Raw genomic sequence first — 15,313 nt, 5'->3', positions numbered from 1 at the left:
AGCGGGAACTTTATTTTGGGAGGACGTTCTCACGGGTGAAGCAGGCGGCGGCACGCTTGAGGATTTCGTTCTCCAGCTCCAGCTGTCTGGTCTTGCGACGCAGCTCGGTCAGTTCTTTCTTCTCCGCCGTCGTCAGGCCGCCGTCGTTCCTGATTCCTTCGTCTCTGTCGGCTTGGCGCATCCGGTTACTCAGCCGCGACTGACTGACCCCGAGGCTTTTCGTGAGCGCTGAGATCGATTTATCGCTCGTTCGCCGGCGCCACCTCGATTCGGGATGGCCACGGAGCGCACGGGGGTTCATGATGGTGGGGCGAGCGCGACCATTTGCACATGCCTCTGCCTACCCCATCGGCGACGTCTGCCGCGTTCGCGTGCCCTGATCCGCGTTGGGCCGGCACCCGGTCGTCGGGCTGGGTATCGGCCACACGGTCACGGTGACGACCGCATTTCGACCTGTCGTCTGGGCGGGGCGGGCGTCGAAGGCCGAGTTGTCGTCGTCCGGTCGGCTGGGTGAACGCGGTTTCTATGGGAGGCGGCGGTAGACGTCGCGGCGGTTGCCGACCGTCAGGACCCATACGGTCAGCTGACCGTTTTCGACGGTGTACACGACGCGGTGGTCACCGACCCTGAGCCGCCAGCGGGCGTTGTGGCCCTGGAGTGCCTTGATGTCGAACGCCGAGGTGTCTCCCGTGTCCATCGCCTTCTGGAGTTCGGTGAGACGGTGCAGGATCCTCATGGCGTCCTGGCGCGGGATTTTGAGCAGGTCCCGCTGGGCCTGGGGGGTGAAGCGTGTCGTGTGTCCCATGGGTCAGCCGTGGTGGTCGCGGATCAGAGCCGCCATCTCTTCGAGGGAGACCGACCTCTCCGTGCCCTCGGCCTCGGCTTCGTCGGCCAGCTGGTTGAGCCAGGCGTCCTCGGCCTCTTCGGCGATCCGGTGCAGTCGCCGGTACTCCTCGATATCGAGCACCACGGCCTCCTGCTTGCCCCGGCGGGTGATGATCGTCGGGGTCTCGTCACGGTGCGCACGGTCTATGACGTCGGCGAGGTGGCTGCGCACCTCCGCCATGGATTCGATCACCGGCTCACTCATGTCACCAATGTAACAGATGTACATGAACGGCTTCAGGAAGGAGGAGCGGGCCGAGTTCTCCAGGGTGAGGGCGTCCCCCGCTGTTCGGGGAAGAGAGGTGACCGCAAGAACTGTCCCGCGCCTTCGGGGCATCTCATTGAACCGCTCCGAGTTCGGTGGAGGCCCGACCAGCCCAGAGCCATGAGCAGCCCGCGACCGCCGCCGATCATCGGGACAGGACCAGCGCCCGGCACGGCCTGATCGCGCCGCCGCAGTCGAGCAGCATGCGGCTGGGATCTGATTCTCGAGTCGGATCCGTGCCGGACAGGACGGCCCGAGGCCGCCTTTGGCATCCGACTGGCGGCATGGGCGGATGTCCTTGCCGTCCGGGATCTTCGGGGCGGCCCGAGAGTGATCGGTTTCGAGGCTCAGCCACTCAGTTCGGGGTCTCCTCTCGCGGCTGCTCGTCGGGTATCGATGGTTCTTCCGCTTTCGTGGTCGGTCTCGGCGAAGAGGACTGGTCTCCTGTCAGCGGTGCCGGACTCGGCGTCGGTGTAGGCGCGGGGGTCGGCGTAGGCGTCTGGGGATTCTGGGGTTCGCTCGTCTTAGGACTCGGCGTCGACGCGGGTCCTGGGTTCGCGGGTTCTGCTTTGGGGGGCGTCGCCGTGTCAGGGGGGAGGTCGGGATAGGTCTGTGTCGGCATCGGCGCGTCAGGCTCAGGGTCGTGGACGGGAATGCTGGGGTCGACTTCTCTGGCTTGGTCAAGCACCTCGAGGACGATGATTGCCCCGACAACTCCGGCCCAAAGTGCGAGCGTCGCTTTTCCGGTGAGGTCGCGGTTGTTGATGGGGTCGCCGTTGGCGTAGTCGTAGTTGTTGGCCGATCCGCCGGAGACGGGGTCGGTCTGCAGGAAGCGGCCCAGGACGGGAAGGTAGGTGCGGGCCCCCATCTCGAGGGCCTGGTGGCTGGCGAGGTGTTCGATGGGAACGGTGTGCTGGCCGAGGTATCCGAAGTCCATGCCGCCCTCGGCGGTGGCGGGGAGCGGGATGTCGCCGATGGCGCCGGTGTCGGGGTCGATGTTCTGGCCGAACGGGTCGTACAGACGGATCTTGCCGGTGCGGACGCCGGAGCCGTTCGCGGTGAACAGGATGTGGCCCTGAATGTCGGGGTAGGCCCAGTTGGCTGGAGTGTTCGGGGTGTAGTTCTTGGTGAGCACGACTCCGCCGGGCAGTTTCAGCACGCGCTGCCGCAGGTTTCCGGCGGCGTCGAGGACGAAGTCGGGGCCGCCGGAGTCGGAGGTGAAGGCGTACCGGGTGGTCTGTGCCGCCTGTGTGCCCTCCTGGAACGTCCGCGCGATGATGCGGTCGTTGATGTCGCGGGTGTAGCTGATGGAGCGCCCGGCTGCGGTCGTGGTGGACACGTGCCGGCGGGTGGAGTCGTAGCCGAGGGTGTCGGTGCCGACCTTGGTCGCGTTGCCGTAGACGTCGTAGTCGAACGACAGCGCGGTCGCGCCGCTCGTCGAGATCAGCCGGTCGGCGTGGTCGTAGCAGTAGGTGGTGGTGGCCGGAGCGGCGCCGTCGAGGCTGTCGGTGAAGGTGGTGCGGTTGGTGTTCGCGCCCGCCTTGGGGTTCGGCCCGCAGCCTCCGTCTCCGGCGAAGCCGTAGGTCAGCTTGTGGTGCGGCACGGTGGCGGCGACCAGCCGTCCGACGCCGTCGTAGGTGTAGGAGTGGTCGTAGGCGGTGCCGGTGGAGGTGTCGGTGACGGCGGTGTCGGTGATGCGCTGGTCGCGGGAGCGGACGGCGGTGTCGGTGACCGTCGAGGCGGGGGTCTTCCATTTCAGGCCGGTGACCGGCCCGGCGTCGTTGTAGGTGAGCGTCAGGTCCGTGGTGTTGCCGTAGCGGACGGTCTGCAGCCTCCCCGAGCTGTAGGCGGGAGTGGCGACAGTGGTGCCGTCCAGGTCCGTCCGGGCCAGGCGGAAACCGTCGGTCCAGCGGTAGGCCAGGGTCGAGGTGACGCCCTTGACCGTGGTGGTCTCGCTGGTCTTGCGTCCGGCGGCGTCGTACTTGGTGGTGGTGACCGCCCCGTTGGCGTCGGTGTAGGACACGACCTGTCCGAGCAGGTCGACGACGGCGGTGGTCGAGCCGCTCTCGTCGGTGGTCCTGGTGGTGAGGGGGTCGCCGCCCACGGCGTGGTCGTAGGTGATGGTGCGCGCAGGCTGGCCGCCCTGCGCGGGGAACGACTTGCGGACGACCCGGCCGCGGGCGTCGTGGCCGGTGCACGACCAGGGCTCGTTGTTGATCCTGGTGGCGACGACGAGGCCCGCCGCGTTGTACACCTGCTCGGCCTTGTTGGCCGATCCGTCGGCGTTCTTCGCCGCGGTCTGGGTCTTGACCATGCCGCCCTGGTTGACTGCCGGCGAGTCCTCCTCGCAGGGGTCGGCGCGGGTCTCGTTGTCTCCGTAGAAGGTGGCGGAGCCGCGTTTGGCGGGATCGGCGATGTCTCCCCCGGGCAGGGCCTCTGCCAGTCGGCGCAGGAACCCGTTGCCGGGGCTTTCGAAGAGGTTGCGCCTGACCAGGTCGAGGCCGCCGGGGTCGCTGGTCTTGGAGACCAGCAGCCCGAACACCGGGTCGATCCCCGCGGCGGGGTCGGAGTAGTCGGTCGTCGTCTTCGTTGACGGGGCGCGCTCGGTGTCGCCGGCGGAGGAGCTGTAGGTGATCTTGCTGGTCTCGTAGCCGTAGCGGGGGGCCAGGTGTTCGCCGGGGACGGTCACCGCGTCGTCGTCTCCGGGCGGTGTCCAGGTCAGGGCAAGGGCGCCGGTGTTCCCGCTGCGGTTGTAGTACTCCACGCGGATGCGGTGCCGGCTTCCGGCCTTGGTGTTGGTGAACTTCCCGGAGACCTCGGTACTGGCCTTGTCGGTCCAGCTGTCGACGCGCAGCACATCGTCGATCCACAGGCGCACCCCGTCGACGACGGTGAAGCCCACCTTGTACTCGCCGGTCTCGGGGAACCGGATCTCACCGGTGAACCGGCCCGACCAGCCGCCGGTGCCGGCCACCGGCGGGCCGGCGCCCCAGTCGCCCGACAGAGAGCCGTCACCGGTGCCGACCCCGGTCTGCCACACCGCGGGCGCACCCGACAGGTACGGGTTGTCGTACAGCGCGGCCTGCAGACCGCGGATGCCCTCGTCGTAGCCGAGGCGCTGGTGCGGGACCTTGTCCGCGCACGCCGATGTCGGGGTCTGGCCGTCGAAGCACGACGCCGCCGCGGGTCCGTAGCTGTCGGTCAGCCGGTCGGCGTGGTCGTAGACGTGGGTGGTGCGCTTGCCCGGCGCGTCAACGCTCGCGACCAGATTGTCCTTGGAGTTCCATTCCAGCGAGGAGGCCACGCCGTCGGCGTCCGTCGTCTTCGACTCGCGGCCCCCGGAGTCATAGGTCACGACGCGCGAGCGCACGGTGTTCAGCCCGCTGATCCAGATCGCCGTCTCCCTGCGGGTGAGGTCGTAGGTGTAGGTGCGGCCCGGTCGTGCCCCGACCTGCGCGTAGCCGCTGGGGAACGGCGCGAGGACCTTGACCGCCCGGAGCGGCGACTCCTGGATGTCGCTTTCGTAGATGCTCTCGTATTCGATCTCGGTGCGTTCGGCCAGCACCCGGCCCGCGGGCGTCTGCCGGGCCAGCCAGTCGTAGGCCTGCGGGGTGCGGATCTGGGTGAGCGGGCCGACCTGGTCCTTGAGCTGCTGGCGCTGCTCCGGGGTGGTGTCGGAGCGGTCGTGGGTGACCTTGAGGGAGTCTCGGTCGAGGTAGTTGTAGTCGGTGATGGCCGCACCCGGGTTCTCGATGCGGGCGAGGGTGTCCATCGAGTACCACAGGCGGGTCTCGGTGCCGTCCCAGTACCGGATGCGGCACAGCTTCTGCGCGGGTGCGGGGTGTGAGCCCGCGGGACGGGCCGTCCCGCCGTAGCAGCCGTCGGTGCCGTCGGTGTTGTAGTACAGCGTGTGCGACCGGCCCGACACCGGGTCCTTGATCTGCGTCAAACGCGGGACGGCGCCGCTGTAGAGGTACTGCAGCGAGGCCGGTTTCTTGCTGTCCAGGACCGAGACGACCTGCGCGAGCGTCCCGTCGGGGTTGAAGATCGACGCGACATCGGTCTCGGTGATGGTGATCCGGCCGTCGGCGTCGAAAGAGAGCACACCGTCCTCGCCCGCCGGCGGGGCGTAGCCGCCGGAGGAGGTCTTGGTCCAGGTGTGCTTGCCGCCGGAGGTGTCGGTGAGCACCACCGAACCGTCGAGGGCCTCGGCGCCGGTGTAGCCGCTGCCGGCCACGCCGAGCGTCCACCCGGACGGGAGCGGCTGCGGGTCCTGGGCGTACAGCATCTCGGTGGTGACGACGCGGGGGCTCAGGTTGTGGCTGCGCTGGGTGGTGCCGGTCGTGCTCTTGGTCCACAGCACCATCCGGGGCCGCTCGGCGCTGTGGTGGTACAGCTCGACCTTGACGGCGGCGCGCTGGCCGGTGGTGAGCGGAACGTCGGCGTCCTGCTTCGGTCCGGCCTGCAGGAAGTCGTTCCCCAGGCTCGGGACGGCGTTCGGGTTGTCGTAGACGAGCCTGCCGTCCACCCAGATCCTCGCGCCGTCGGCGTGCATCCCCGCGAACCGGAAGTCACCGGAGGCCGGGGCCCGGAAATAGCCCTCCCAGCGGATGACGTACCCGGTCTCGTCCAGCGCGGAGGGGAGCGGGTTCTCCTTCCACGGAAGGTTCTCCGACACGTTGCTCCACACGTTGCCCCAGTCCAGGTTCACCTGGGCCTCGCTGCGGATCATCACCGGTGCCCCGTCCGGGACGCCGTCGTGGTTCGCGTCGTCGAAGTAGGACGCGCGCACACCGCGCGGCTCGCCCTGCCGGGAGTTGTAGGCGAACGTCACCCCGGCCGGGCCGCCCACCGCCTGGAACTCCGGGCCGGAGGCCTTCGTCTGGGCGTTGCCGTTGAACAGGTTGACCGCCACCGGGCCGAGCTCGTCGACCGGCGCCGGCCCCGGATCACCCATCCGCATGTCGACGGTGAAATGCGCGACCCAGCTCGGCGGCGTCACCGGCTGCCCGGCCCCCGTCGTCGTGCCGGCCGTCCAGGTGTACCTGCCCCCGTCCCGCAGGACGTGCTTGGGCACCTTCCACTGTGGCGTGGACAGACAGCCCGAGTCGACGACGCTGCCGGAGGCCCCGTCGAACCCGGTCGACACCTTGAAGCAGTACAGGACACCGCTTCCCGCCGACTGGACCTTCAGGATCGGCACCTGGGTCGCCACGACACTGTCGTCGGCGGGGCTGACCAGGCTCGTCTGCGGCGCCTCCGCCGCCGCAGCCGACGCCTCCGCCGTGGACCGGGCCAGAGCCGTGAAGTCCGCCTTCGGCTCCTTGGCCGGGGACTCCGGCTCAACGGGTTTGGCCTTCGCCGACGACGCCAGGAGCGGAAGATCCCTCCGCGGGATCTTCGGCTCCGCACGAGCCTCCTGCGCGAACACCACCGCCTGCGCCAACGACGTCACCAGCACCAGCGACGTCACCAACGCCGTCGCCCGCACCCGCCCCCAGGCCCCGACCGGTGACAGAGCACTACTCCGACGTTTCAAGTCCATGAACGACCCCATCCGATCTCACCAATAAGGCAACTGGACACCGGCCATCTCAGAGGGGGCCCACAGTTAATAGACATTAATGTCTACTTGGCGAATGGATGTTGTGACCTCAGTCTCATCGCCGCGCCTCCGACGGCCCCGATCTCCCCAGGACGAATGGGAGCATCCCCCGAGGGCGATACCACACTCCGTTCGGTGGACGACGTAGGCAGATGTTCTGCGTCCAGCACGCACCGGCGCGTTCGTCCTCACCCAGGCCGGACTCCTCGACGGCCGACGGGCGACCATCTACTGGCCGTTCTCCGAGGAATTCCGTGTCGCCCATCCCGGCGTCCTGTTCGTCGAGGACGGGCTGTGGAGGTGACCTGGGCGTCGCCGTCCGACACCGTCTCCGACGCCGAGACCGAGGGCGTCTGGACGTCCGGCGGGCTGACCGCCTTCGACGCCCCGACCCGCGCCGAGAAGGCGCGGCACCAGGTCACGGCCTACGCCCTGGCCGACGGCCGCCGCCTGTGGGCGACGAAGGAGGACCGCGACTCCGTCTCGGCCCTCGCCGTGGACGGCCAGGACGTCATCATGGCGACCGCGCGGTTCGACACGATGAAGCTCCGGATCCTCGACCCGGCCACCGGAGCGGAGCGCAGGTCGGCGACCGTCCCGCTGCGCCGCATCGACTCACGGCTGCAGCTGGTCCCGGCCCCCACGGCCCTGGTCGTCGTCTCAGGCACGGGCATGACCCCCTACCACCCGCTCCAAGGCCTGCCGAGGTTCTAACCGTTCCGCACCATCCGATGTCAAGACATGGCCTCGAACGCTTTCTTCTTCGACGTGCCGCCGTGCCAGGGTCCGCTACCGGCGGACGGTCGGGAACGACCGGTCGTCGGTAGTGGATCCTTCTCGCAGGGGCGTTGCTCTCCCTGACCTTCGAGGCGCTTCTGGGGAGGGCGCGGGCTTGCCGATGTCTTCGATCAGTCGGTTCAGTCGTTTGAGGGTGGCGCGGTCGTTCTGCTGCCACCAGCCTCCACCAAATTCGGAACGATTCACACCATCCTGCCCGCCATGCTGGACGGCGGTCGGTCGTAGGGAGGCCGGGGTTCTGCTGGACGGTGTTGCTTCGGGTTCAGTTTCGGGGGGTGGGGTCCGGGCGGGCGGGGAGCAGCAGGGCGGTGATCAGGACGACGACCGAGAGGACGGCGCTGACGATGAAGGCCAGTTGCATTCCGTCGAGGGCGGCGACGGCCGCAGTCGCTCCCTCGGCGATCCGGGTCTCGGTCCGCTGGCTCATCAGCGTGATCACCAGGGCGGTGCCGAAGGCGGCGGAAACCTGCTGAAGCGTGCTGAGGATGGAGCTGCCGTGCGAGTAGAGGTGCGGGGGCACCGCGCCGAGCCCGAGGGTGAAGACCGGCGTGAACAGTGCGGCGAGGCTCAGCATCAGGAGCATGTGCAGGCCGAGGATCTGCCAGTAAGGCATCGTCATCGTGAGCCGGGTGAAGCCCGCGAGCGCCAGGATGATGCCGACGGATCCCGGGATGATGAGGACGCGGCCGCCGAGCTTGTCGAACACCCGGCCGATGGCCGGGCCGAGCAGACCCATCGCGAGGCCGCCGGGCATGACCAGGAGACCGGTCTGCAGGGCGCTGAGCGCGCGCACGTTCTGCAGGTAGAGCGGGAGAAGGATCATCGACCCCATCATCGCCATGAAGGCGACCGCCATGAGGATGAGCGCGACCGTGTAGGTGCGGTTGCCAAGGGTGCGCAGGTCGAGCAGCGGGACCCCGCGCTTTTGCAGGCGCAGCTGCCGGAAGACGAACACCGCGATCGCCGCCAGCCCGGCCGCCACGATCGCGACGGCCGTACCGTAGCCGCCGGCGTGGAACTGGCTCAGCCCGTAGACCAGGCCGCCGAAGCCGAGGGCCGCCAGGACGACGCTGAACCAGTCGATGGCGCCTTCCTGGGGCTCACCGACGTTCTCGAGTTTGCGCAACCCGGCCCAGGTGATCACCGCCGCGATGGGGACCACCACGACGAACAGCCACCGCCAGCCGCCGACCTGGAGGATCAGCCCGGACACCGCCGGCCCCATCGCGGGCGCGACGGAGATCGCCAGGGTGACGTTGCCCATCACCCGGCCGCGGTCGGCCGTCGGGACCACCTGCATGAGGGTCGTCATCAGCAGCGGCATCATGATCGCGGTGCCGGACGCCTGAACGATCCGCGCCGCCAGCAGGACGACGAAGCCCGGTGCGGCGGCGGCCAGCACGGTGCCCGCGATGAACAGCCCCATGGCGACGCAGTAAGCCTGCCGGGTCGTGACGCGCTGCAGGAACCATCCGGTGACGGGGATGACCGCCGCGAGGGTGAGCATGAACGCGGTCGAGAGCCACTGAGCCGTCTGTTCAGTGATCTCCAGAGCGCTCATGAGCTTCGGAATCGCGTTGATCATGATCGTTTCGTTCAGGATCACCACGAACGTCGCGAGCACCAGCAGGCGGACGACGGGAGGCGTCCGTCCCGCTGTCACGGGTTCGGCCGGGAAGGAAAGGTCGATCTCGGAGGCTGTCATGTCACCCGACCAGACGTGCGGAGATGGCGTGGGGGCTGTTTAGACAGAGACTTCCACACGCCACCGACAAAATCCCACAGGATTTCCTCCGTCGCGGGAGGCGGGGGCCCCGCACTCTCCGCCCGGCTGCAGCAAGCCGGTGGGCCGAACTTCCTGGCACTCATCCGGCAACACGCTCCGGTCGAAGTACAGGCAAGAGCCGTTGCAGGCGATTTAGGAGGGCGGATGCGCACAGGATCCTACTCGCTGCGTTCATGCTGACGATGAGCCCGGCAGGGCTCTACAGCACGAGCGCACGGGCATCACGTGAATTCCATCGTCCAGGAGAGCTTCCCCCTGAAGTCAAGGAGCCGGTCCGGGGGTCCGTTGTTTGGTGAAGCGCCCCGGTTTATCCATGGGTGACATCATCGCCCACGACGCCGAGCTCACCGCGAACGCGTGGCCGCAGGGTGGCCTCTCGATGGAGATCCGCTTCCCGCTCACGCCGTACGCAATGCCACGGTAGGCGGCATCCGGGACGCTCGAACGGCGGGCGCCAGACCGGCGAACGCACCGATCAGGAGGGCCGAGGCGATGCCGCCCGACCACGCCTCGACGGGGATCACGACGGCCCAGCCCTTCGAGCCGGCGTACACGGCCGTCGCCACGGCCCCGGCCAGCACACCGACGACGCCGCCGATGACGGCGAGCAGAATCGACTCACCGAGGAACTGCGTCCGGATCTGGCCCTTCGTCGCACCGAGGGCGCGACGGAGGCCGATCTCCGAGCGGCGTTCCAGCACCGATATGATCATGGTGTTGGCGACGCCGACGGCACCCACGATCAGTGCCACCACCCCGAGCCCCAGGAAGAGGCTGTCGAACGCCCCCGCCGCGGCGGCCCTGGCGGTGAGCACGTCGGACGGCTGGCTCACGTTCACCTCGTTCGGTGCCTCGGGATTGGCGGTCTGCGCGAGCAGTCCCTGCACCGCCGCCTCGTGACCGGTGGTGACGCGCACGTAGATCGTGCTCGGCGGGCCGACCGTCACCTTGCCGCGGACCAGGCTGACATGGCCGAGGTACTTCTGGGCGGCCGGATAACCGATCAAGGCGCTGTTATCGATGTCGGGCTCCAACGGCGCGGGTTTCAGAACGCCCGCGACATTGAACCACTGGTGTCCCAGCCAGATCCGCTGATCGGGCTGGACCCGGCTGACACCCAGCCGTTGCGCGGCCTCCGAACCGAGCACCGCGACCGGCCCGAGGGCAGTGCCCTCGTTGAGCCAGCTGCCGCGTGCGATGCCGGTGTTGAGCACGGACAGCAGGTTCAGGCTGGCGGCCCGTACCTGGAGGCCACCGGAGTCGCTCTCCGGGATCATCGAGTTCCGGTAGACCTTCTCGTCCTTCATCAGACCGGTGTGCGCCAGCAGTTCGACGTCGTCCAGGTGTGAGATCCGCGCCGGTGCTTCGAGGGGCAGCTTCGACGGCTGCCCGGTGAAGCTCTGTCCGGCCTCGACGGTCAGCATGTTCGTGCCGAGCCGGTCGATCTCCGCGAGCAGTCCGGCCTGCGAGGAGGAGGACAGTCCGAGGACCGCCACGATCGCCGCCGTTCCGATCGCGATCCCGAGCGCGGACAGCGCGGCGCGCAGCGGCCGGGCGCGCAACCCGACGCTCGTCACCCGCAGTCCGTCCTTCAGCCCCAGTCGCCCGCCCTTGTCGCTCATGGCGCCCCTCCCTTCGCACCCGTACCGTCCGTGGGCACCGCGAGGACGCCGTGATCGGGTGTGGTATCGGAGACCACCCGGCCGTCCAGCACCCGAATCCGGCGAGGCAGCTGATCGGCGAGGACCGCATCGTGCGTGATCATGATGATGGTGGCGCCGGCGGCGTTGAGCTCGCGGAGGAGCTTCATGATCGATGCGCCGGTGGCGCTGTCGAGGTTCCCGGTCGGTTCGTCGGCGAGGACGATCGCCGGACTCCCGACGAGGGCCCGGGCGATCGCGACCCGCTGCCGCTGCCCTCCGGAGAGCTTGGTGGGCTTGAAATTCGCGCGGTCGGCGAGGCCGACCCGTTCGAGCGCCTCATCCGCGCGCCTGTACCGCTCTGCGGCGGCGACGCCGGCGTAGAGCAGTCCGTCGGCGACGTTCTCCCGCACCGTGGCGTGTTCGGCCAGGAAGAACCGCTGGAAGACGAACCCGATCTCCCTGGCCCGCAGCAGCGAAAGCTCGCGGTCGCTCAGCCGCGCCGCGTCGACCCCGCTGATCCGGACCACGCCGCTGCTGGGCGGCTCCAGCGTCCCCATGATGTGCAGGAGCGTGGACTTGCCCGACCCGGAGGGCCCGACGATCGCCACCAGCTCACCCCGCCGGACGGAGAAGGACACTCCTCGGAGGGCGGGCACCGGCGGCTGCTCACCGTAGACCTTGGTCACCCCGTCCAGTTCCAGGACTGATTCACCGCTCATGGCGACGGCACCACCACTTGATCGCCTTCGGCGAGGTCACCCGTGATCTGAACTCGCCCGTTCGCGGTATCGAACAGGCCCAGCTTCACCGCGACCAGTTCGCGCCGCCCGTCGTCGCGCACGACCTCGACCGCGAATCCGCCGCCGGACCTCCCGACGAGCGCGGTGACCGGGACGCTCAGGGCGTTCTCCACCCCCTCGGCCGTGATCTCCACCTGGACCGGAGCCCTGTCGAGCTCGCGTGCCTCCTCCGGCTTGTCGAGCGTGACGTAGGCCGGAATGGTCGCGGCCCCGGCACTGTCGTCCTTTCCATCGGTCCGGGCGACTCTCCCGAGCCGGTCCACCTTTCCCGTCACCGCCTTGTTGCCGGGCAGAGTGATCTGTACAGGGTCGCCCTTGCGCACCACACCCTGCTGCGACGCATCGAGCTCCACCTGCACCTCCAGCGTGCCGGAGGTGGCCTGCGCGACCTGCGCACCCGGTTGAGCAGGTCCGCCGAGCCGGCCGGTCACCTTGGAGATGCGCACCGAATCGGGCAGAAAGACCGCATTGTCGAGGGCAAGCTTTCCGGTCTCGTCCAAGCCTTTGGCGTCCTGGAGCTCCTTGAGCGCCTTCTCCGTCTTCCAGGTGAAATCGTCGTCGACGGGGTCGATGGCGACATGGGCGTCGGCGTCGTGGCCGAGCTTGTGCAGGTTCCGGTTGAGCTGAAGGACGTCCTTGCCCTTATCGCCTCTGTCCAGCTCCCGGTAGGCGGGGACCATGCCGCACAGCAGCAGCACCGGGTCGTCGTCCACCCGATAGAACACGTCGCCGCAGTCGACCTTGTCGCCTTCATCGGGCAGCTTGGTGAATATCCCGTGGGCCTGGTTGATTGCGGAGTACGGCGAGCCGTCCGATCGCGCCCGATAGGTCAGGGTCCCGTCCTGAGAAACCGTGGAGGAGAGCTTCCCCCTTTCCACCTTCACGATGTTCGTCGGCACCTCCTGTGTGGCCTGGGTCGTCGGCTCGGCATCGGACGTGCAGACCGTGACGACCACGGCGCCGGTGGCGGCGACCAGGACCACCGCTCCGGCCAGCGCCCAAGTCTTCCGCTTCACCGGCCCCCCAGTCCGCCCGGCAAGAGATCGCGGCACTGCTGCAGCGCTTCTTGGAACCCCGGAATGCTCTGGGCGTTCTCCACGTTGATGAGGGGCCCGTCAGGGGTGGGGTCCGGGAAATCCTTCACACCGTTCTCGCGCATGCACGCGGCGAACTTGAGGCGCGCCTTCATCACCTCGGCGCTCGCCTTTCTACTGCTCATGAAGCCCGGTGGCCGCAGGTCCTTGCACGCGCCGATGGCCTTCTTCCACACTGCGGAATTCGGGTCCAACGACGAGCCCAGCTTGATCCCATAGGTGAACCCGCCCGACGCGTTCGGGTCCGGAAACTCGCTGACACCGTTGTTCCGCATGCACTCGGCGAACTTCACCGCCTTATCCCGATCGGTGGCGGCCGTGCTGCTGTCGTTTCCATCAGATGCGTTCGAACAGCCGGTGCCGATCAGGGCGACCAGGGCAAGGGCGGCCAACGGCCGTAGTCTTCGTATTCGTCCGCTGTAGGGCATGCCTCCAGTCAAGGCAGCGCGGTGTTGCCAGCACGTATGTGCTTTTCGATACGCCGACGATATGTTCCGGCTCGTAGCCTCGAAAGTATGCGTGTGTTGATCGTCGAGGACGAGCCCTATCTGGCAGAGGCCATCCGCGATGGCCTACGCCTGGAAGCGATCGCCGCCGACATCGCCGGTGACGGCGACACCGCTCTGGAACTGCTGGACATCAACGCCTACGACGTCGCCGTCCTGGACCGCGATATCCCCGGCCCCTCCGGCGACGAGATCGCCGAATGCATCGTCGCCTCCGGCAGCGGCATGCCCATCCTCATGCTCACCGCCGCCGACCGGCTCGACGACAAGGCCTCCGGGTTCGAACTCGGTGCCGACGACTACCTCACGAAGCCCTTCGAACTCCGAGAACTCGTGCTCCGTCTCAGAGCGCTCGACCGCAGGCGCGCCCACCACAGGCCGCCCGTGCGAGAGATCGCCGGGCTGCGTCTGGATCCGTTCCGTCGCGAGGTCTACCGCGATGGCCGCTACGTCGCGCTCACCCGCAAGCAGTTCGCCGTACTCGAAGTTCTCGTCGCTGCGGAAGGCGGTGTCGTCAACGCCGAAGAACTACTGGAACGGGCATGGGATGAGAACGCCGACCCGTTCACCAACGCCGTACGCATCACCGTCTCGGCACTGCGTAAACGCCTCGGCGAACCCCAGATCATCACCACCGTGGCCGGCGCCGGGTACCGCATCAGCACTCAAACAGACACCAAGCGTGAGGGAGGAGACCGTGGATAGAGCCCATGGTTTGAGCGTTCGCCTCAAACTCACCCTCAGCTACGCCGGCTTCCTCATGCTCGCAGGTGCCTTGTTGCTCGCCACCGTGTGGGTGTATCTCCTGCGCGGCTTGCCCGACACTGTGAGCAGCCCCCGTGGGCTCGTGCCCATCCGCTCCATCGTTCTGCACGCCTACGCCCCGGCGACGGCCGGGGTGCTGGTGTTCCTGCTGGCGTTCGGTCTGCTGGGAGGGTGGCTTCTCGCCGGCCGGATGCTCGCCCCGCTGACCCGCATCACGGCCGCCGCCCGCATGGCCGCGAACGGATCGCTCTCCCACCGGATCGAGTTGGCAGGCCGTGACGACGAGTTCCGTGAGCTCGCCGACGCCTTCGACACCATGCTCGCGCGGCTCGCGGCACACATCACCGAACAGCAGAGATTCGCGGCCAACGCCTCCCACGAACTGCGCACCCCGCTGGCGATCACGCAGACACTTCTCGACGTGGCCCGCAACGACCTGAACCGCGTCACCGGCGAACTCATCGACCGCCTTCACGTCGTCAACACCCGAGCGATCGACCTCACCGAGGCATTGCTCCTGCTCAGCCGCGCCGACCAGCGGTCCTTCACCCGAGTACAGGTCGACCTGTCCCTCATAGCGGAAGAAGCCACTGAAACGCTCTTTCCCCTCGCCGAAAAACGCGGCCTCACCATAGAGACCTCCGGCGACATGGCCCCCACCGTCGGCTCGCACGCGCTCCTGCTGCAGTTGAGTACCAACCTCGTGCACAACGCGATCGTCCACAACCTGCCTGAACAGGGCACCGTGTGGGTCACGACCAGCGCTCACCCCGAGAACGTGGTGCTCACCGTCGAGAACACCGGAGAGAAGCTCACCCCGCCGTCGGTTTCCACGCTTGTCGAGCCGTTTCTTCGCGGCACCGAACGCATACGCACCGACCACGCAGGTGTCGGCCTCGGCCTGGCAATCGTCAAAAGCATCACCCAAGCACACGACGGAACCCTCACCCTCACCCCCCGGGCCGATGGGGGGCTCCGTGTCACGGTGCGACTACCCGCCGCACCACCGCATTCCGGTAGATGACGATCAAGGGAGCTGTGAGACGCCAGTGAGAATGGATGAGGTGGTCGCGGCGAGGTATGACTCATGAGACGCCAGACTCCCCGGGATGTCTTTTTCGGGATCCGTCTACCTTGTCGGGCCACCGGCATAGCAGTCCCCTCGG

12 protein-coding genes are annotated in these 15,313 nt (G+C 68.0%); 3 read left to right on the top strand and 9 right to left on the bottom strand.

All coding sequences use genetic code 11. The features are described from left to right. Positions 1-10 precede the first annotated feature (10 nt). The 4 genes from ABGB12_RS25480 to ABGB12_RS25465 form a co-directional block, all read right to left on the bottom strand. Positions 11-181 (bottom strand): hypothetical protein, encoded by a 171-nt coding sequence (locus ABGB12_RS25480; RefSeq protein WP_347681976.1) that lies wholly within the window; start codon positions 179-181, stop codon positions 11-13. 342 nt (positions 182-523) lie between these two features. Continuing rightward, entirely contained in the window at positions 524-805 is a 282-nt protein-coding gene (locus ABGB12_RS25475) for a type II toxin-antitoxin system RelE/ParE family toxin (protein ID WP_347681975.1), read from the bottom strand. Between the two features lie 3 nt (positions 806-808). After that, a complete protein-coding gene (locus tag ABGB12_RS25470; RefSeq protein ID WP_347681974.1) occupies positions 809-1,090 on the bottom strand; it encodes a type II toxin-antitoxin system Phd/YefM family antitoxin in 282 nt (93 codons plus the stop codon). Between the two features lie 415 nt (positions 1,091-1,505). Beyond that, positions 1,506-6,695 carry a PA14 domain-containing protein gene (locus tag ABGB12_RS25465; protein WP_347681973.1) on the bottom strand — a complete coding sequence of 1,730 codons (5,190 nt, stop codon included), beginning with the start codon at positions 6,693-6,695 and terminating at the stop codon, positions 1,506-1,508. Positions 6,696-7,049: 354 nt separating this feature from the next. Here ABGB12_RS25465 and ABGB12_RS25460 point away from each other — a divergent pair, with 354 nt between their 5' ends. Then, positions 7,050-7,469, top strand: a complete 420-nt coding sequence (locus tag ABGB12_RS25460) for a PQQ-binding-like beta-propeller repeat protein (protein ID WP_347681972.1) — start codon at positions 7,050-7,052, stop codon at positions 7,467-7,469. A 346-nt stretch (positions 7,470-7,815) separates the two neighbouring features. Here the strand turns inward: ABGB12_RS25460 and ABGB12_RS25455 are convergent, their stop codons facing one another. The 5 genes from ABGB12_RS25455 to ABGB12_RS25435 form a co-directional block, all read right to left on the bottom strand. Further along, positions 7,816-9,258 carry an MDR family MFS transporter gene (locus ABGB12_RS25455; protein WP_347681971.1) on the bottom strand — a complete coding sequence of 481 codons (1,443 nt, stop codon included), beginning with the start codon at positions 9,256-9,258 and terminating at the stop codon, positions 7,816-7,818. 479 nt (positions 9,259-9,737) lie between these two features. Then, the gene (locus ABGB12_RS25450; protein WP_347681970.1) at positions 9,738-10,961 is read right to left on the bottom strand and encodes an ABC transporter permease; all 1,224 of its coding nucleotides are present in this window, start codon (positions 10,959-10,961) and stop codon (positions 9,738-9,740) included. Then, entirely contained in the window at positions 10,958-11,701 is a 744-nt protein-coding gene (locus ABGB12_RS25445) for an ABC transporter ATP-binding protein (protein WP_347681969.1), read from the bottom strand. Before ABGB12_RS25445 ends, ABGB12_RS25450 begins: the two co-directional genes overlap by 4 nt. Next, positions 11,698-12,798: a peptidoglycan-binding protein gene (locus ABGB12_RS25440; RefSeq protein ID WP_347681968.1), complete on the bottom strand. Its 1,101-nt coding sequence runs from the start codon at positions 12,796-12,798 to the stop codon at positions 11,698-11,700. Before ABGB12_RS25440 ends, ABGB12_RS25445 begins: the two co-directional genes overlap by 4 nt. Further along, positions 12,795-13,268, bottom strand: a complete 474-nt coding sequence (locus tag ABGB12_RS25435; RefSeq protein ID WP_347681967.1) for a hypothetical protein — start codon at positions 13,266-13,268, stop codon at positions 12,795-12,797. The genes ABGB12_RS25440 and ABGB12_RS25435 overlap by 4 nt, the downstream gene beginning before the upstream one ends. 123 nt (positions 13,269-13,391) lie before the next feature. On the opposite strand from ABGB12_RS25435, the gene ABGB12_RS25430 reads away from it, so the two are divergent. Further along, the gene (locus ABGB12_RS25430) at positions 13,392-14,087 is read left to right on the top strand and encodes a response regulator transcription factor (RefSeq protein WP_347681966.1); all 696 of its coding nucleotides are present in this window, start codon (positions 13,392-13,394) and stop codon (positions 14,085-14,087) included. Between the two features lie 10 nt (positions 14,088-14,097). Further along, entirely contained in the window at positions 14,098-15,171 is a 1,074-nt protein-coding gene (locus tag ABGB12_RS25425) for a HAMP domain-containing sensor histidine kinase (protein ID WP_347681965.1), read from the top strand. Positions 15,172-15,313: the final 142 nt, after the last annotated feature.

This window comes from Actinocorallia sp. B10E7, assembly GCF_039871655.1.
Taxonomy (GTDB): Bacteria; Actinomycetota; Actinomycetes; order Streptosporangiales; family Streptosporangiaceae; genus Actinocorallia.
This window is presented reverse-complemented; position numbering and strand designations above follow the sequence as displayed.

Excerpts from the sequence above, each read along its gene's own strand:
- ABGB12_RS25480 (WP_347681976.1), bottom strand. The coding sequence starts at position 181 with ATGCGCCAAGCCGACAGAGACGAAGGAATCAGGAACGACGGCGGCCTG.
- ABGB12_RS25475 (WP_347681975.1), bottom strand. The coding sequence starts at position 805 with ATGGGACACACGACACGCTTCACCCCCCAGGCCCAGCGGGACCTGCTC.
- ABGB12_RS25470 (WP_347681974.1), bottom strand. The coding sequence starts at position 1,090 with ATGAGTGAGCCGGTGATCGAATCCATGGCGGAGGTGCGCAGCCACCTC.
- ABGB12_RS25465 (WP_347681973.1), bottom strand. The coding sequence starts at position 6,695 with ATGGACTTGAAACGTCGGAGTAGTGCTCTGTCACCGGTCGGGGCCTGG.
- ABGB12_RS25455 (WP_347681971.1), bottom strand. The coding sequence starts at position 9,258 with ATGACAGCCTCCGAGATCGACCTTTCCTTCCCGGCCGAACCCGTGACA.
- ABGB12_RS25450 (WP_347681970.1), bottom strand. The coding sequence starts at position 10,961 with ATGAGCGACAAGGGCGGGCGACTGGGGCTGAAGGACGGACTGCGGGTG.
- ABGB12_RS25445 (WP_347681969.1), bottom strand. The coding sequence starts at position 11,701 with ATGAGCGGTGAATCAGTCCTGGAACTGGACGGGGTGACCAAGGTCTAC.
- ABGB12_RS25430 (WP_347681966.1), top strand. The coding sequence starts at position 13,392 with ATGCGTGTGTTGATCGTCGAGGACGAGCCCTATCTGGCAGAGGCCATC.